We start from the raw sequence: 17,931 nt of genomic DNA, 5'->3' as shown, positions 1-17,931 counted from the left end.
TCTTACCACTCAATCTCTGAAACAGGCATAGGTCGTCGGTTTTTTATGATTTTTCTAACTTTCGCATCATTAATATGAATAATTCGGTCTGCCATTGGTGCGATAGCTGTGTTATGGGTAATGACTACCACTGTGGTCCCTGTCTTTTGACAACTATCTTGAAGAAGTTGGAGAATTTGTTTACCTGTTTCGTAGTCTAACGCTCCTGTTGGCTCATCACATAAAAGTAGCTTAGGATTTTTAGCCAATGCCCTAGCAATCGCTACCCGTTGTTGCTCTCCTCCTGATAGTTGCGAAGGAAAGTTATCTTGTCTTTTTTTTAGACCAACTTGTCGTAAGACTTGATCCACATCTAATGGATTTTTAGCAATTTGAGAAGCTAGTTCAACATTTTCTTTTGCTGTTAAATTAGGAATTAAATTATAAAATTGAAAAACAAAGCCAATATCGTACCGACGATAGGTGGTTAGTTCTTTCTCACTAAACTGAGCAATATCTAGACCATCAATTAAAATTTCTCCTTCGTCACAACTGTCCATGCCACCTAAAATATTTAGAACTGTCGATTTTCCAGCACCACTAGGCCCTAAAATAACCACAAATTCTCCTTGATTAATGGAAAAACTAACTTGATCATTAGCAATAATCTCTGTTTCACCCATTTGATATTTTTTAGAAACTTTCTTTAGTTCAACATAACTCATCCACTTCCACTTCCTTTCTCATCCTTGTCTTCTTTATTTTAGCATAGTTTAACTAAGACACTAAAATCAAAGAAGCTTACTTTGTATTATTTCTCAAAATTACGTATAATAAGTCCCGTAGAAAGAAGGGAATATATGGCAAAGAAAAAAAAGAAAACTAGTTCTTTACAAAAAAATCCAACCTTTATGACATTAGGGGTTATTGTTATTTTGATTTTAGGTGCTTTAGGTTTCCAAGTACCTGAAGTTATTCAAGACTACTTTGGGACTAATTCACCTAAAACCCAGCAGTTTGAACCGGAGAAAAAAGAGCCTAACCAAAAGGACACTTCGCAAAAATCAACTGAAAATCCAGGGCCGATTGACCATGGACTACCTACATTTACTGCTGAAGAGCTGACAAACAGTTCTAAAGGCTGGATTGAATACGGTGAAATGGATACTTTAGGTAGACCCTCCCAAGCCAATGCCTTGATCAAAAAGCCAATGATCAACACTGGAACAAAAGCAAATCCTAACGTGCGACCACCAGGCTTTATCTCTGGACTGGATCCTCATGGTCACGCTAGAGGACATTTAATTGGTAGACAATTTGGTGGTAGTGGAGATGACCCACGTAATTTAGTTACCTTGTATCAAAATCCAGTTAACACCCCTTTAATGACCAAATACGAAAATATGATTAGACAGGCAGTAGATAACGGAGAAACTGTTCGTTACCGAGTAACACCTGTTTATAATGACAAAGATTTAATGCCAACTGAAGTCCATATGGAAGGTCAAAGTTTAAACAAAAATGGTCGCATTCAGTTTAATGTTAGTATTTTAAATCAAAAATAATGAGCAACTAACAGGAGGTTTTTTCATGGAACAATTGTTTACGACGATTCAATACCGATTACCTGATAAAAAAGTAGCGACGTTTCTTAACTACTTGGACCAACGCTGTATTACTCAATATGACAATTTTTTTATTTTTACACAGGAACAAATCAACCACAGTTTCCAAACAGCTATAGAAGGTTTGGTTTCAGAAATTACTATTTCTAAGGATTATCTTCAGCTCCATCATCTAACTTTAGTTAGCATGACCATTGACGGAGATTTTATTTTAGGTAATGACTCTGAAACTTATGTCATTGAAAGCACCTTAATCGAAGCAGATATCGAAAAACATCCAGTCACTGTGATAGATTTTTTTGTATCTTATGAAAACCAAACACTTCAGTCCCAGTTAATCCCAACCTCTAATCAAACACCGGTTCATGAGCTTTGGGAAAAAACAGAAGAGTCCAAAGAGGATACCCAAACTGAAAACAGCTTAACAGAAGCCAAATCAACAAGTGAAGATAACCGTAAAAAAAGTTGGTGGAAAAAGTGGTTGTCCTAACAAACCAGAAAAAATGCCAAAAGGTTCTCCTTAAAGAGCCTCTTGGCATTTTGTTATTTGTTTATCTTAATGGGGATTTTCTTCTGAAAAAGCTGTCCAATCAGCTTCAGTAATGGTTCTTAACACACGACAAGGGTTGCCTACTGCAATCACTCCTCCAGGTATGTCTTTCGTTACCACACTACCGGACCCGATAATTGTTTGACTGCCTATTTTCACTCCAGGATTAATTACCGTACGCCCACCTATCCAAACTTGGTCACCAATAGAAACAGGTTTGGCAAATTCATAACCAGCTTCGTGTCTTAACGAAGCATCTATTGGGTGACAAGCTGTATAAATATCTACATTTGGGCCAATCATAACCTGATTTCCTATACTAACCTTACAACAATCTAAAATCGTTAAATGATAGTTTGCATAAAAATCTTTGCCTAAATGAATGTTATATCCATAGTCACAGTAAAAAGGCGGCTCTATGTAAACTGATTCTTCTGTACTTCCTAAAAGTTGTTTCAACACTTGTTCCCTTTGGCTATTAGCCTCTGGTTCTAGTTGATTAAACTGATATAAATGTTTTTTAGCTTGAATACGTTCAGCTTTTAATTCTGGATCTGAAGCTTGATAAGCCATACCAGATAATAACCGTTGCTTTTGAGTTTTAGTCATATCATCACCTAACTATTTAGTTGCGTCGTATCTTAATTGACCATCTAAATAAGTTGCTTCTAATTCCATTTCTTTATTCAACACAATAAAGTCAGCATCTCTACCATAACTAATAGCACCGCATTTATCTTCAATATTACAACTTACTGCTGGAACCCAAGTAGCCATTAAAATAGCTTGTTCAGGAGTAGCTAGTCCCCAATCAACCACATGTTTAATACCTTCTTTTAATTTTAAAATACTTCCAGCTAGACTACCACTTTCTAACCGAGCAGTACCTTCAGCCACCGTTACTGGAAACTCTCCTAACATATAAGCTCCGTCTGGCATACCACCTGCCATCATACAGTCAGTAATCAACGCCACATGATCATGTCCTCTTGTTTTCATTAACACGTCGATTGCTTTTGGATGAACGTGATGGCCATCCGCTATTAACTCTGCATAGACATCTCGTAAATTCATAGCAGCTCCTACCATACCAGGTTCTCTATGATGAAGTCCTCTCATTCCATTAAAAGCATGAACAAAAACAGAAGCTCCAGCTTCTACAGCTTCTTTAGCTTGCTCATAAGTAGCATCACTATGTCCTAACGCTACTACTACTCCTTGTTTGGTCACTTCTCGGACAAATTCAGAAACCCCTTGGCGTTCAGGAGCTAACGCAATTTTTTTAATTAAACCACCAGATGCCTCTTGCCACTCATTAAAGACCTCTAAACTTGGATCAGAAAAATAACCTGGGTTTTGAGCTCCTTTATATTTTTCTGTAAAGAATGGTCCTTCAAAATAAATCCCTTGAATTTTTGCTCCAGGCATTTCTTTATAGTGATCCCCAATTGTTTGGGCTACTTGTGTTAGTAACTCTCTTGAAGAAGTTAATGTTGTTGCTAAATAAGACGTTACCCCGCAAGATAATAATCCTTCTGACATAACTTTTAGCCCCTCAGGATCATTATCCATCACATCATGGTTTTGAAAACCATGGATATGAGTATCCACTAAACCGGGAGCAATCCATTTACCACTAAAGTCTTTAACTTCTGCTCCTTCTGGAACTGCTTTCATATAGGAACCAAATCGACCCTCTTCAATTGCTAAGTAACCTGGTCCCTCCGTGCCATTTTTTAAGAAAAACTTATCTGCATAAATATAGGTTGTCATCATCCAGCCTTCTTTCTTTTTTTCTACTCTAAAAGTACGCCTTCTCTCGCTAAATGTCAAGATTGGTGTATACCAATAAAAGAACACTACTTTTATTTAGTCTTATCTATTTTAACTTTAAATATATAATATCATAAATCTGTTGACCTTTTTCAGTCAAATTGATAAAAAAAGTTTTGAAAATATCTAGAAAAATTTATGCTATAATCAATCATGTATGATTATTTAGAAAGGAGAGACCTATGAAACTTTTTTCAACAGAAGATTGGGATTTAAAAAAAGACGTGTTTACTATTCCCAATATTTTATCTATGGTTCGGATTTTAATTTTGCCTATTTACTTGAAAATTATCCTAAATGCTACTTCTAAAACAGATTTTTATATCGCAGCTGGACTTATTTTGTTTTCTGGTTTAACAGACATGTTAGATGGACTGATTGCTCGTAAATTTAATCAGATTACTGAGCTAGGAAAATTATTAGATCCAGTTGCTGATAAACTAACCCAGCTAGCCATTGCTATTAGTTTAGTTCATTACTATCCAGCAATGTGGTTACTAGTGATTGTTTTAGTTATCAAAGAATTATTTATGTTAATTTCAGGTTGGTTGTTACTGCAATATGATCAAAAACTTGACGGAGCTAAATGGTTTGGAAAAGTCTCAACTGCTGTCTTTTATGCCAGTATGTTTATCTTACTTTTATTCCCTAAAGCCCCTAAATCTATCTTATATGGAGTTATTGGTTTAACCTTATTCTTTTTACTCTTATCCTTTTTACTTTATGGCCGAGAATATTATTACTTATTCAAAGAAGCTAAAAAAAATAAACACCAAGCTTAAAAAAGTTGGTGTTTATTTTTTTATTTTTTAGCCCGCATAGCTGGGTCCAATTTTTTCTCTAATAAACCTAGCAGCCAATCTACTACGATGGCCATTAAAGCTGTTGGTAAAGCTCCAACTAAAATCAAAGAAGTGCCGTTAGTAGCATTGGTTCCTCTAGTAATGATATCCCCTAAGCCACCTGCTCCAACAAAAGAACCAATGGCTGTAATCCCAATCGCCACAACTAAAGCATTTCTAATACCGGCCATAATAACTGAAATTGATAAAGGTAATTCTACTTGAAAAAGCAATTGGAACTTAGTCATTCCCATCCCTTTTCCTACATCTAAAATAGTAGGATCCACTTGAATCATTCCTGTATACGTATTGGAAATGATAGGTAATAAAGAATATAAAAAGACTGTGACAATTACTGTGTTAACACCTAAACCTAATCCTAACATTAAAATGGACAGCATAGCTAAAGAAGGAATTGTTTGAATAACATTAGCCATTCCAATCACCCATTTAGCTAGTTTTTTACGTCTAGCTATCCAAATCCCAACTGGAATCCCAACCACCGCTGCAAACAACACGCCATAAATCGAAATTAAAAAGTGTCTGACAAATTGACTAAAGACATAACTACCATTAAGGGTAAAGTAATAAAAGAATTGTTCCCATACACTCATATCTTTCATTATTTATCAGCCTCCTTTTTAAAATATTGATGTTGTTGTAAGAAACGTTTAGCCACAGTTTCTGGTTCTAATAAATTATCATCTACCTCATAATTCAGCTTTTGCATCGTTTTGGTATCAATTTTACCTGATAATTTACTTAGAATACCATCTAATTCAGGCACTTGTTTCAATAAGTCTTCCCCAACTACAATGGAACAGTCATAAGGTGGGAAGAAATGTAAATCATCTTCTAATACGACTAAATCATAACTAGCAATTCGTCCATCAGTTGAATAACCTAAGACTACATCCATCTTCCCTGCGTTAACAGCATCATAAACTAACCCAATTTGCATAGGGAACACTTTGCCAAAGTCAAAGCCATATTCTTCTACGAACCCTTCATATCCGTCCCCTTTACGGTCTAGCCAAGCCGAGTCAAATCCTGCCTTTAATTCAGAGGCAACATTTTTTAAGTCACTTACTTTTGTCAGATGATATTTTTCAGCTGTCTCCTTAGTTACCATAAAGGCATAGGTATTAGCAAAACCATAAGATGGATACCATTTTTGATTGTAACGTGTTTTGAATTCATGTTGAACAATCTCCATCGCTTTTTCCGGATCCTTTTCAGGTGACATTTGCAGCGCACCAGTTAAGTCTGTTCCTGTATAGCGAGAGGCAGAAATACTAATATCTCCGTTTAACATCGCTTGGTGAGAAACAGTTGAAGAACCTAAATTATTCACCAAGTTAACTTGGATATCTGTATAAAATAAAAGCATCTCTTTGACAATATTAGCTAGTATTTGTGATTCTGTACTAGATTGACTGCCTACTGACAAGGTATTTTCATTATTGCCACTAGGTAAACCAGGGAAGGAACAACCTGCTAAAAAAATTAAACTCATCATTAACATTAAGCCAAATTTATATGTCCATTTTTTCAACATACTATTCCCCTCCTTTAGCTAAAGGAGATAATTTTTCCTCTAACTTTGAAAATAGAAAATCTGTTAACAAGGCTAGGAAAGTAACAGGGATAGTTCCCCCAATAATTAATTCTGGTAAATAGTTATTAAGACCACTAAAAATTAAATCCCCTAGACCACCTGCTCCAATATAAGAAGCTAGGGTTGCCCAGGCAATCACATAAACAGCTGATAAACGAATCCCTGCCATAACAGTTGGCAAGGCCATCGGTAGCTCAACCATCCAAATAGATTGAAAATTAGTCATTCCCATTCCTTTAGCAGCATCTACTAAATCTCTATCAACTGAGTCCATCCCTATATAGGTATTTCTTAAAATTGGGAGTAACGAGTAGATAAACAGTGCAATAACCGCTGGTACACGGCCTACTCCAAAAATAGGAACCATTAATGCTAATAAAGCTAGTGAAGGAATAGTTTGCAGTAAACTAGTTAAACCAATGACAAAACCTGAAATTTTAGGCGCTCGTGTTAGTAAAATACCTATAGGGACAGCAATCACCACTCCTAACAATAAGGAAATAGCTGAAATATTTAAATGCTCTCCTGTTTTTACCAACAGCTCTTGGCCATGATCTAATAGAAATTGTTGCATTACACTCCCTCCTGACTTTTAGAAGAGGTGGGTGTCGCTTCTTGTAACTCCTTATTGTCTCCTTCTTCTGCTTCCTCTTGCTGTTCATCTCCCCATACTGCATCATACACAATATCTACAAGAGAAGAACGGGTGATAATGCCAACTAACTTTTGATGATCGTCTACTACTGGCACATACTTAAAGCCACGTTTTAAAACTTTTTGCAACGTATCTCTTAATAAGGACTCTTTTTCTACATAAAAAACATTCGTATTCATAATATCCCCAATGCTTGTCGCATATTTGCGGTGAACATTAATGTCTTCTAAATCCACAATTCCTTTTAAGTTGCCTTGTCCATCTACCACAATAAGACTGTCTACTCGTTTTTGCCGCATTAAACTAATTCCTTCAGAAATTGATTTTTCTGGAGTAATCGAAATTGGCGAAGTTAGCATCACGTGTTTCACTTGTGTCTCATTTTGACGTGCTTGAATAAGACGTTCCTCACCAATTAAATTTTCAACAAACTTATTGGCTGGATGACGTAAAATATTGTCTGGAGTATCAAACTGGATAGGTTTACCTTCATCCATAATTAAAATGCGGTTAGCTAAATTTAATGCTTCATCCATATCATGGGTTACAAAGACGACTGTCTTCCCCATTTTTTCTTGTAGTTCTTTAATTAATTCTTGTAAAGACTCCCGGGTAATCGGATCTAGTGCACCGAAAGGCTCATCCATTAGAATTAAATCTTGATCCGCAGCTAATGCCCGAACAACCCCAATCCGTTGCTGCTGTCCTCCTGATAATTGACTAGGATAACGATCTAACATTTCACGAGGTAATTCCACTAAGTCAATCATTTTTTCTGCAATCCGGTTGCGTTCCTCTTCTGGCCATTTTAGTAGCTTAGGAACAAGAACAATGTTTTCTCTAATAGTCATGTGAGGCATTAAACCAATATTTTGAATCACATAGCCAATTTCACGGCGCAATTGAACAGGATCTTTCTTCTGTATATCTTGTCCATCTATTAAGATTTGTCCTTTAGTTGGGTCTAGCATACGATTCAACATTCGCATGGTGGTTGTTTTTCCACTACCACTCGTTCCAATAAAACAGATAAATTCACCTTTATTAAATGAAATATTAACATCATCTACAGCGACTTTTCCGCCTTTAAAGATTTTTGTTACATGTTTAAATTCAATCAATATGTCCACTCCCTTTCATTTAAGTACAAATAAGTATCTGTAATAATTATGCAACAAATAGTTTTTTTAAGCAACTATCGTGGCGTAAGGGCGACTTGATTCATCTATTATCCAGTTATTTTTAAATAAATAACCATCCTTTTTTTAATATATTTATTCACTTTTTTATAAGTAGATTATCTCTCTTTTTGTTATTTTCTTTTTCTCCATAAAATATTGGCACTAGCACATCGATTTCCCTCCACAAAAATTTCATGATCCGTCCAAAATTGATCATGTTCTTCTAATAAACGTTGACTAAAAAAACTGTCAATCGTATGACCATAAGAAATCTCTTTTTCAAATTTAATCCAAACTTTTTGAGGTAGGTATTGAGTCAATTTATCATAGTCCAAACAATCTACCATCCAGTCCAAATATTTAGCATTGTTCACATGTTTGTTACTATCAATATCAGAGAAACGAACTCGGTAAGGTTGGTGAAAAGCGCCGTCTGTTGGTTGATGAAAATGTGGCCCTCTATGAATTCTTTTTATTTTTTCACTTTCAAAAGCAACTAATAGATCATCTGGCACACTAATCATTTTTCGTGTGGTTAAATCCATCAAGACAAAAGTTGAAAAAATATGAGCTAACTGTTCCCCTGTTTCTTTATCCTGTACCCAAAACTCTCGGTAACAAAAGTATTTATTGTAACTAGTTCCCTGGGTAGTAATTTTAATCAGTTGTCCTACTTTAGGTAGACGGTGAATATTCATTTCATGTTGAGTAATCACCCAGGTTATGCCTAATTTTTGTAGCTGGTCTGTACTTACCTGTAATTGTTCGCTTTGAGCTTCAGATGTTTTAATAACACTATTTAAAAGCATAGGCAACGTCATCGTCCCATTAATATCACATTCATAAAAAGTCACTTCATGTATCTCATTAAATTTTTTCGCCATTTAAATTCCTCCCTAACCTCTCTTATTTCTTTATTATTATAAGCAAAAAAGATGATTTCTGCGACAATTCCTACCTGTTTTTAAGCTTTTCATTAAGTAGGCGTTTTCAAAAAAGTTTCATTGTACCCTTGCCCTATTTTCTGATAAAATAAGATGAATAAGAAAGTGAGGAAAGATTTAATGACTCCTAATAAAGAAGACTATCTAAAAATTATATTTGAATTAGGTGGTTATGATCAAAAAGTGCCGAATAAAGCAATTGTTGCTAGCTTAAATGTTTCAGCTGCCTCAGTTAGTGAAATGATTTCAAAACTTGAAAAAGATGGCTTTGTTAGCCACTCACCTTATCAAGGGGTTCAACTAACTGCTAATGGTTTAAACAAAGCCAGTGCTTTAATTCGAAAACATCGTCTTTGGGAAGTATTTTTAGTTAATAAATTAGGGTATAAATGGCATGAAGTTCATGCAGAAGCAGAAGTGTTAGAACATGTTACCTCAGAAGAACTAGCTAACCGCTTAGAAGTATTTCTTAATTTTCCTAAAAATTGTCCCCATGGTGGTATTATTCCCCAACACAATCAATCTATTTCTGAAATAAATACTCAAACCTTAAATGATGTTCCTGTTGGCACTACCTTAAAAATTGAACGAGTACTAGATGAGCGTGAACTTCTAGATTATTTAGCTAGTATTTCACTTGAAATTAATACGATTCTAACTCTCACAGAGATTGGGGCCTACGAAGGACCTATTACTTTAGTTGATCAAGCTAACCACACTTATCAAATCAGTCGAAAAGCAGCTAACAATATTTTTATCTCAGTCCTGTAACTAAAAGTCTCATAAGCTTGATCTGAGGCTTTTTTATGTACCTATTTGCTTGAAGTACCTAACTATTAATTGTAAAATAAGACTAATTGTGTTTTTTTAGTAGATAAATAAGAAGGAGCTAATCTATATGACAAACGAACAACGAGCATTGCTCACTATTTTTGGTGCAAGTGGTGACTTAGCCAAAAGAAAATTATACCCTTCACTCTTCCGCTTATATAGGAAGGGGTATTTAAACGAACACTTTGCTGTCATCGGAACAGCTCGAAGAGAATGGACACAGGAAACCTTTCAAGAAATTGTTGCCTCATCTATTCAAGCACTCCATCCTACAGAACAAGAGCTACAAAGCTTCATTCGCCATTTTTACTATCAAGCTCTGAATGTGTCTGAGCCTGAGCAATATGCTGCTCTTAAAACTTTAGCAACTCAATTAGATGAAACGTATCATTTAGCTGGTAATCAATTATTTTATCTAGCAATGGCACCTCAATTCTTTGGGACGATTGCTGGTCATCTCCATAGTGAAAACATTGTTACCCCAAATGGTTTCCACCGTCTTATTATTGAAAAACCTTTTGGATCAGACTATCACTCGGCTGAGCAATTAAATGAAGAGATTCGCTCCGTATTTGACGAAGATGATATTTTTAGAATTGACCACTATCTTGGAAAAGAAATGGTCCAAAATATTTCAGCTGTTCGGTTTGGGAATAATATTTTTGAATCTCTTTGGAATCATAAATATATTGACAATGTACAAGTGACTTTAGCTGAATCTTTAGGGGTAGAAGAAAGAGGCGGCTATTACGACCAAAGTGGTGCTTTAAAAGATATGGTACAAAATCATATTTTACAAATTGTAGCCCTTCTAGCCATGGAAGCTCCTACTGTTTTCACTGATAAAAATATTCGCTATGAAAAAATAAAAGCATTAGAATCTATTCGCTTATACACAGAACAAGAAGCACAAAAAAACTTTGTGCGAGGACAATATGCTGAAGGAAAATTAGGAGCTAAAGAATTTTCTAGCTACCAAGATGAACCTAACGTTAATCCTCGTTCTACAACTGAAACCTTTGTAGCAGGAAAATTATTGATTGATAATTTTCGTTGGAAAGGAGTTCCATTCTACATTCGAACTGGTAAACGGCTAACCGAAAAAGGAACACGGATTCATATTGTATTTAAACCGACTCCTATTAATGTATTTAGAGAAGCAAATGCACCAATTGATGAAAATGATACAGGCTTACGCAATGTGTTAACTATTTATATTCAGCCAACTGAAGGATTTTCTTTAACCCTTAACGGTAAAACAATCGGTGGAGACTATCAGTTACGTCCTATCAAATTGGATTACCGCCACTCTTCTGATACTTTGGATAATACTCCAGAAGCTTATGAAAAACTGTTACTAGATGCGTTAAAAGGCGATGCTACTAACTTTACTCATTGGGATGAAGTGGCACAATCTTGGCGAATCGTAGATATTATTAGGCAAGCTTGGGATTCACAACCTGAAGTAGATTTTCCTAACTATGCTAGTGGAACGATGGGGCCTGATGCTGCTTTTGAATTATTAGAACGAGATGGTTTCCAGTGGGTTTGGCAACCAGATAACTGGTACCGAGAACATAATCAATTACCTTAACAAAAATAACCTACTAGAAAATTTTCTAGTAGGTTATTTTTTTATAACACTAGCTTAATCTCTCATTGAGAAAAATCTAGTTATCTTTAGTTTCAAGACCTTCTTCAACGGCTGCTGGGTAGTTAGCTTCCACAATTTCAGCACAACGATCACACATCATTGGTAAGGAATCATGAGTCCCAACTGATGTTTTCACTGCGCGACATCTGTCACAAACTTCTCCTTCAGCTTTTTCTACTAAAATGGCAACATCATCAAAGGAAATAGCTGCCTCTGGAACTGTTTCTCCCACTTTAGCAATGTCTAAATCAGACACAATTAAGACTTGTGCTAAATTCACATTAATTTCATTTAGTAAAGCTTGAATGGTTTCGCTTGGATAAATCGTTAATTTAGCTTCAAATGATTTACCAATTAATTTAGCATTACGAGCTTCTTCTAACGCTTTTAACACGTTATCTCTAAATGCCATAAAGGCTTGCCACATATCTAATAATTCTGCTTGATTTGGATAGACTGTTACTTCTGGTAATTCAGCTAGCTGAACATACTCTTCTTCCTCTTGTAAAAATACCCAAATTTCTTCTGCTGTATGAGGTAAGATTGGTGTCATCAATTTAGTCAATGCAACTAAAACTTCGTAGAAAACAGTTTGCATACAACGACGTTCATGATTATCTTCCCCTTCAATGTATAACACATCTTTAGCAAAATCTAAATAGAAAGCTGATAAATCAACTGTACAAAAGTTAACTAATGTTTTATAGACAGTTGAGAATGAATAAGCTTCATAGCCTTTTTCGCGAATGGTTTTAATCACGTCATTTAGACGAATCATCATGTATTTGTCAACTGAACGTAATTCTTGGAATGGAACTCGATTTTGTGTTACATCATAATCAGAGGTATTAGCTAGTAAGAAACGCATAGTATTTCTTATTTTACGATATACTTCTGACACTTGTTTTAAAATATCCATATCCACTTTAACATCTGATTCATAGTCCACACTAGAAACCCATAAACGTAAAATATCTGCTCCAAATTGGTTGTTAACTTTATTTGGATCAATAGTATTACCTAGTGATTTACTTTGTTTACGACCTTTACCATCTAAAGTAAAACCTTGAGATAGCACCGCTTTATAGGGAGCTACTCCGTTAATCGCTACACTTGTGGTAATACTTGAGTTAAACCAACCACGATATTGGTCAGAACCTTCTAAATATAAATCAGCAGGAAAACTTAGTTGAGGTCGTTGTTTTAACACAGCTTCATGAGAAGAACCTGAGTCAAACCATACATCCATAATATCTGTTTCTTTTCTAAATTCACCATTTGGACTACCTGGATGAGTAAAGCCTTCTGGTAATAACTCTTTAGCTTCTCTTTCAAACCAAACTTTTGCACCATGTGTTTCAAATAACTGAGCCACATGTTCAATTGTTTCTTCTGTCATGATCGGTTCATCATTTTCAGCATAAAAAATAGGTAAAGGAACTCCCCAAGCACGTTGACGAGAGATAACCCAGTCTCCTCTATCTCTAACCATGTTATAAAGACGAACTTGTCCCCATGGATTTAACCAATCAACTTTTTCAACTTCTGCTAAAATTTGTTCTCTAAATTTATCAATAGAAGCAAACCATTGGGTTGTTGCTCGATAAATTACTGGTTTTTTTGTGCGCCAATCATGAGGATAACTATGCGTAAAGAATTCTAATTTTAATAAGGCATTTTTTTCTTTTAATAAATCCGTTACTTTTGGATTAATCTTATCATAAAATTCCCCTTCAAATCCTGGTGCTTCTTCGGTCATAAGTCCTCTTGCATTAACTGGAGATAAAGGTTCAATCCCATATTTTTTAGAAACAATATAGTCATCTTCCCCGTGTCCTGGAGCAGTATGAACTAAACCAGTCCCAGCTTCTAAAGTTACATGGTCTCCTAACATTACAAGAGATGTCCGGTCATAAAATGGATGCATAGCAGTCATGTATTCCATTTCTTCCCCTTTAAACTCTTTTAAGACAGTGACTTGCTCGAAACCAATTTCTGCAACTACTTTTTCCAGTAAGTCTTTAGCTACAACAAATTTACGTCCGTCTGCCTCAATCAACACATATTGGAAATTAGCATTAACAGAAATCCCTAAGTTAGCAGGTAATGTCCAAGGTGTTGTCGTCCAAATAATAAAGGAAGTATCTGAATCTAATAACCCTTTACCATCTTTCACTCCAAATGCTACATAAATAGAAGGAGATTTAACATCTTTATATTCAATTTCTGCTTCTGCTAAAGATGATTCACTAGATGGTGACCAGTAAATTGGTTTTAATCCTTTATAAATATAGCCTTTCTCAGCCATTTTACCGAATACTCGGATTTGGTTTGCTACATAATCAGGAGTTAACGTCACGTAAGGATGATCCCAATCCCCAGCTACTCCTAAACGTTTAAAATCTGCTCGTTGTTTGTCTACTTGTGACAAAGCATATTCTTCACATTTTTCTAAATACTCAGCTCGCGGCAATTCTTTACGTTTTACCCCTTTATTAGCTAATACTTGTTCAATAGGCAAACCGTGAGTATCCCATCCTGGTACATAAGGTGCTCTAAAACCAGACATAGATTTAGAACGAATAATGATATCTTTACTAATTTTATTTAAAGCATGACCAATGTGAATATTTCCATTTGCATAAGGAGGTCCATCATGTAAAATAAATGTTGGTTTTCCTTCATTTAATTCTTGGCGACGCTCATAGACCTTGTTCTCTTCCCATTCTTTTTGCCAATCTGCTTCACGATTTGGCAAATTTCCACGCATCGGAAAAGCAGTTTTTCCTAAATTTAATGTATCTTTAACTTTCATGGACTGCAACTCCTTTTAAATTTTTGTCAAAAAAAGAGCCCTTCCTTCCCGGTAAAGGGACGAAGTGCTCGTGGTACCACCCAAATTTAGAATGTTGCCATTCTCTCTTGAATTCGTAACGTGAATGACTCGGCAACTCTTACTAAAACATTCAGAGTTACGTCTAATTGGAGGATCTTTCTTTCTACTAGGGCCTACTACTCTTTCACTATCAGTAGCTCGCTGGTAAGGATGGTAGAAAGTTTTTCTGTTCCAATAATAGCTTGATATTAATCTGTAATAGTTGAAGTATCTTCCTCTGATTTATCTGACACATCAGATAAATCAATTGCTTCAGTATGTCCTTCTGATTTTACATGAGAAGACATTTCTTTGTCAAGTCCACTATCTAGTAATTCTTTTACATTAACATGAGAGTCATCCATATAACTAGCAAATGGTTTTAAAATTTCTTTCCACTCTTTACTACGAACAATCTCTAATTGAGATTCTAATAATAAAGTTAAATTGCGATGGAAATCTCTTGTTTTTTTCTTCAAATCATCTGTTTCGTGAGCTAATTGCATAGCTCGGTTAGTAGCATCATTTAGAATCTCTTCTGCTCGGTTATTAGCATCTCTAATGGTCGCTTCAGCCTCTGCATTCGCTGCAGCAATAATTGCTTTAGCATCTGCATTAGCAGTTGTTACAACAATATCAGATTCTCTTTCTGCACTGTCTTTTAATTTATCTGCTGTGTCTTGTGCCACAATAATCGATTGATTTAAAGCATCTTTTAATTCATTAAAATAAGTTAATTTTTCTTCTGCGTGTTTCAATGATTTATCACTGTCTTTTTTTTCTTTTAACAGTTGTTCATAGTCATTAATGATAATGTCTAAAAAATCATCTACTTCATCGGTATTATAGCCCCGCATTTTCTTTTCAAATGTTTTATTCTTAATATCTAATGGAGTTAAAGCCACATTTACCACCTCTTAATTATTTTCGAATTATACTAACTTCTATCCGAAGCTTTTCTTTTTTGGTTTCACCTAAAAATTCAACTAATTGAATTCGGCCAAACCCTCTCACTGAAATCATATCTTTAATGGCTAATAAACTATCTGGTCTAGTTGTTTCTGTCCAATTAATTTTAACTTTTCCCGACTCAATTAATGTTTTGGCTCGTTGACGGGAAATATTAAACAAAGTAGAGATTACCGTATCCACTCGAAGTGAACTAAAGGTATTCACCTCTGTTTCCCAATCATTGGTCGGATTTAATCGGTCTAAAGCTGTTAATTTTTCTAACCGAACACTTACTTTGCCAATCTTATCCATTTGTAATTCGACATAAGAAGCAATTTTTTCATCCATCATAATTTGCCATTGCTTACCATCAGTAATAATATCACCAAAATGTTCTCTAGTAATCCCTGTTCCAATAAGCGTTCCTAATATTTTTCCGTGAGATAATTCTGTAAATTTCATAGGATAGTTCACTTGATACAATGAAACTTCAAAATCTTCTTCTTTCACTTCAAAATAGTCTGGATAAATCAGTGCTCGCTTTCGTTCTGCATCTGGATAGCCTCCAAACAGGCTAAAACGAAACTCTTCTCGATTTCTAACAATCGTTTCCAAAATAAATTGCTGTCTTGGATCCAAAAAATCTGTTAAATAAGGAGAATATTGAGAATCCACTTGTTCTAAAGAGCCATAAACAAAGTCAACAAAAGGATGCTCTTCTTTCCGAAAATGTTGATAAACATTGACATTCATTTAGATACATCCTTTCTCATCATTCAAATTTAATTAAAAACCAAAGCCTGCTAGACTATATATAATGCGACTAATTATGCGAGCTATAAAGTTAACCCCTATCATAGCTGCAACAATAGTAAAGTCAACATAGCCAATACTTAAATTAAATCGTTGTAATTTTTTCAATAACGGATCACATATCTTAGCTAAAAATTGCCCAATTCCTGATTGATAACCTCCTGGAAACCAGGACAACAATGCATATAACATTAAAGCTAAAGAATAAATTTCGGCTAAACGTTGAATTAAGCGAGCTAAATTAAATAGTAGTCCAGTCATAACTTTCCACTTCCCTTAAAATTCCGTAAACTGTGATTGCATTAAATTTTCTGCCACTTTGCTATCAATTTCAGCATTAGGTGGTGTACAGATAAACATTTCATCCCCAATACGTTGAATATCTCCGTCCAAAGCATAAACTGCTCCTGTTAGGAAATCAACAATCCGTCTTGCTTGAGCTTCTTCCACTAATCTAAAATTCACAATAACTATCTCAGAACGAAAAATTCCCTTGGCGATTTCTTTAGCTTCCATATAAGTACGAGGCTCAACTAAAGTAATTTTTTGTGAAGTAGCTTTAGTTTTTTCAGATCGAGAAGTGTGAGATGAACGATTCATTTGTACAACTTTATTATTCATAAATGAGGAAGACATATCTGTTGCCGGTGTTTCTTTCACACGACTTTTTGGTGGATTAGACTTCACATAATTAGTTTGACGTTCTTCTTGACGGCTTGGTTGAAATGGGCGAGATTGCTTATCCTGTGACTGATTCACTTTGGGCGCTGTGTTCCCTTGTACTACATAGGAAGTGTCTCCATCATCAGAATCACTCAGCCCAAAAAATTTTTGTAATTTTTCTGTAGCAGTTGATAGATCCATCATTTCATCCCTCAATTTCTATTCTTTAAAAAAAGCGCGTCCAATTCTGACACAGGTAGCACCCGCTTTAATTGCAATTGGATAATCTTGACTCATTCCCATGCTTAACTCTAAACAAGGTGCTGAAGATAACTCTAAATCTTTCACTTGTTGTTGCAAGTCTTTCAATTGTGTAAAATACTGCAACAGTTCTTCTTCTGTTGCATCGATTGGTGCCATGGTCATCAATCCTACTACTTTAATCCGGTCCATACTTTGTAACTCTTTGACAAACTCCAAGACTTCAGGAGGATTTAAACCATGTTTAGATTCTTCACCTGACACATTAACTTGAACAAAACAAGCAATACAATGATCAGCTCTTTTTTGTATTTCTTTAGCTAATTTTATGTTATCTAGCGCATGAAAATAATCAATCTGATTAACAATATCTTTTACTTTTCTTCGTTGTAAAGTGCCTATTAAGTGCCAAGTAATCTCTGGTATATCAACTAACTGAGCTTGTTTTTCAAGCATACTATCCACACGATTTTCAGCCAAGTTCGTTACTCCTTGTTGCACAAGCAACCTAGCTTGATTACTTGTGACTGACTTAGTGACACCGATTAATGTCACTTCTTTAGGAGAACGATTAACTGAGGCACATGCTTTAGAAACAGTTTCTTGAATAACTTCCAGATTTTTCTCAAGCATCTTCTCTAGCTCCTTTGTTTATC

General features: G+C 35.3%; 19 protein-coding genes. 5 read left to right on the top strand and 14 right to left on the bottom strand.

Annotated elements, in window-relative coordinates; translation table 11 throughout:
- Nucleotides 1-2: 2 nt before the first annotated feature.
- Nucleotides 3-704 carry an ABC transporter ATP-binding protein gene (locus C7P63_RS06890; RefSeq protein ID WP_125943421.1) on the bottom strand — a complete coding sequence of 234 codons (702 nt, stop codon included), beginning with the start codon at nucleotides 702-704 and terminating at the stop codon, nucleotides 3-5.
- 135 nt (nucleotides 705-839) lie between these two features.
- Between C7P63_RS06890 and C7P63_RS06885 the strand changes: the two genes are divergently transcribed.
- Both C7P63_RS06885 and C7P63_RS06880 read left to right on the top strand, forming a co-directional pair.
- Entirely contained in the window at nucleotides 840-1,544 is a 705-nt protein-coding gene (locus C7P63_RS06885; RefSeq protein ID WP_125943420.1) for a DNA/RNA non-specific endonuclease, read from the top strand.
- A 25-nt stretch (nucleotides 1,545-1,569) separates the two neighbouring features.
- The gene (locus C7P63_RS06880; protein WP_125943419.1) at nucleotides 1,570-2,094 is read left to right on the top strand and encodes a hypothetical protein; all 525 of its coding nucleotides are present in this window, start codon (nucleotides 1,570-1,572) and stop codon (nucleotides 2,092-2,094) included.
- Nucleotides 2,095-2,160: 66 nt separating this feature from the next.
- Here the strand turns inward: C7P63_RS06880 and C7P63_RS06875 are convergent, their stop codons facing one another.
- On the bottom strand, nucleotides 2,161-2,763 hold the full coding sequence (locus tag C7P63_RS06875; protein WP_125943418.1) for a sugar O-acetyltransferase: 603 nt from the start codon (nucleotides 2,761-2,763) through the stop codon (nucleotides 2,161-2,163).
- A gap of 12 nt (nucleotides 2,764-2,775) precedes the next feature.
- Complete coding sequence (nagA, locus tag C7P63_RS06870; protein WP_125943417.1) at nucleotides 2,776-3,927, bottom strand: N-acetylglucosamine-6-phosphate deacetylase; 1,152 nt, start codon at nucleotides 3,925-3,927, stop codon at nucleotides 2,776-2,778.
- Nucleotides 3,928-4,169: 242 nt separating this feature from the next.
- Here nagA and C7P63_RS06865 point away from each other — a divergent pair, with 242 nt between their 5' ends.
- Nucleotides 4,170-4,769 (top strand): CDP-alcohol phosphatidyltransferase family protein, encoded by a 600-nt coding sequence (locus C7P63_RS06865; protein WP_125943416.1) that lies wholly within the window; start codon nucleotides 4,170-4,172, stop codon nucleotides 4,767-4,769.
- A 20-nt stretch (nucleotides 4,770-4,789) separates the two neighbouring features.
- On the opposite strand, the gene C7P63_RS06860 is transcribed toward C7P63_RS06865, so the two are convergent.
- From C7P63_RS06860 to C7P63_RS06840, 5 genes are all read right to left on the bottom strand, one after another.
- Nucleotides 4,790-5,443: an ABC transporter permease gene (locus C7P63_RS06860; protein WP_165863796.1), complete on the bottom strand. Its 654-nt coding sequence runs from the start codon at nucleotides 5,441-5,443 to the stop codon at nucleotides 4,790-4,792.
- 8 nt (nucleotides 5,444-5,451) lie between these two features.
- A complete protein-coding gene (locus tag C7P63_RS06855; RefSeq protein WP_125943414.1) occupies nucleotides 5,452-6,387 on the bottom strand; it encodes an osmoprotectant ABC transporter substrate-binding protein in 936 nt (311 codons plus the stop codon).
- A gap of 1 nt (nucleotide 6,388) precedes the next feature.
- Nucleotides 6,389-7,021: an ABC transporter permease gene (locus C7P63_RS06850; protein WP_125943413.1), complete on the bottom strand. Its 633-nt coding sequence runs from the start codon at nucleotides 7,019-7,021 to the stop codon at nucleotides 6,389-6,391.
- A complete protein-coding gene (locus C7P63_RS06845; RefSeq protein WP_165863793.1) occupies nucleotides 7,021-8,223 on the bottom strand; it encodes a betaine/proline/choline family ABC transporter ATP-binding protein in 1,203 nt (400 codons plus the stop codon). Before C7P63_RS06845 ends, C7P63_RS06850 begins: the two co-directional genes overlap by 1 nt.
- A gap of 191 nt (nucleotides 8,224-8,414) precedes the next feature.
- Nucleotides 8,415-9,167, bottom strand: coding sequence for an acyl-[acyl-carrier-protein] thioesterase (locus C7P63_RS06840; RefSeq protein ID WP_125943411.1), 753 nt, complete (start codon nucleotides 9,165-9,167; stop codon nucleotides 8,415-8,417).
- A 180-nt stretch (nucleotides 9,168-9,347) separates the two neighbouring features.
- On the opposite strand from C7P63_RS06840, the gene C7P63_RS06835 reads away from it, so the two are divergent.
- Both C7P63_RS06835 and zwf read left to right on the top strand, forming a co-directional pair.
- Nucleotides 9,348-9,998, top strand: coding sequence for a metal-dependent transcriptional regulator (locus tag C7P63_RS06835; protein ID WP_125943410.1), 651 nt, complete (start codon nucleotides 9,348-9,350; stop codon nucleotides 9,996-9,998).
- A 127-nt stretch (nucleotides 9,999-10,125) separates the two neighbouring features.
- Nucleotides 10,126-11,652: a glucose-6-phosphate dehydrogenase gene (gene zwf / locus C7P63_RS06830; RefSeq protein ID WP_125943409.1), complete on the top strand. Its 1,527-nt coding sequence runs from the start codon at nucleotides 10,126-10,128 to the stop codon at nucleotides 11,650-11,652.
- Nucleotides 11,653-11,728: 76 nt separating this feature from the next.
- On the opposite strand, the gene ileS is transcribed toward zwf, so the two are convergent.
- From ileS to C7P63_RS06800, 6 genes are all read right to left on the bottom strand, one after another.
- On the bottom strand, nucleotides 11,729-14,527 hold the full coding sequence (gene ileS, locus C7P63_RS06825) for an isoleucine--tRNA ligase (protein WP_125943408.1): 2,799 nt from the start codon (nucleotides 14,525-14,527) through the stop codon (nucleotides 11,729-11,731).
- Between the two features lie 269 nt (nucleotides 14,528-14,796).
- Nucleotides 14,797-15,492 (bottom strand): DivIVA domain-containing protein, encoded by a 696-nt coding sequence (locus C7P63_RS06820; protein ID WP_125943407.1) that lies wholly within the window; start codon nucleotides 15,490-15,492, stop codon nucleotides 14,797-14,799.
- Nucleotides 15,493-15,508: 16 nt separating this feature from the next.
- Nucleotides 15,509-16,291, bottom strand: coding sequence for a YlmH family RNA-binding protein (locus C7P63_RS06815; RefSeq protein WP_125943406.1), 783 nt, complete (start codon nucleotides 16,289-16,291; stop codon nucleotides 15,509-15,511).
- Between the two features lie 33 nt (nucleotides 16,292-16,324).
- Nucleotides 16,325-16,612 carry a YggT family protein gene (locus C7P63_RS06810; RefSeq protein ID WP_125943405.1) on the bottom strand — a complete coding sequence of 96 codons (288 nt, stop codon included), beginning with the start codon at nucleotides 16,610-16,612 and terminating at the stop codon, nucleotides 16,325-16,327.
- 15 nt (nucleotides 16,613-16,627) lie between these two features.
- Nucleotides 16,628-17,218, bottom strand: coding sequence for a cell division protein SepF (locus C7P63_RS06805; RefSeq protein ID WP_125943404.1), 591 nt, complete (start codon nucleotides 17,216-17,218; stop codon nucleotides 16,628-16,630).
- Between the two features lie 15 nt (nucleotides 17,219-17,233).
- Nucleotides 17,234-17,908: a YggS family pyridoxal phosphate-dependent enzyme gene (locus tag C7P63_RS06800; RefSeq protein ID WP_125943403.1), complete on the bottom strand. Its 675-nt coding sequence runs from the start codon at nucleotides 17,906-17,908 to the stop codon at nucleotides 17,234-17,236.
- Nucleotides 17,909-17,931 lie beyond the last annotated feature (23 nt).

This window comes from Vagococcus humatus, from assembly GCF_003950325.1.
GTDB lineage: Bacteria > Bacillota > Bacilli > Lactobacillales > Vagococcaceae > Vagococcus_C > Vagococcus_C humatus.
Note: the sequence above shows the minus strand (reverse complement) of the source record. Positions and strands in the feature narration are given on the sequence as shown.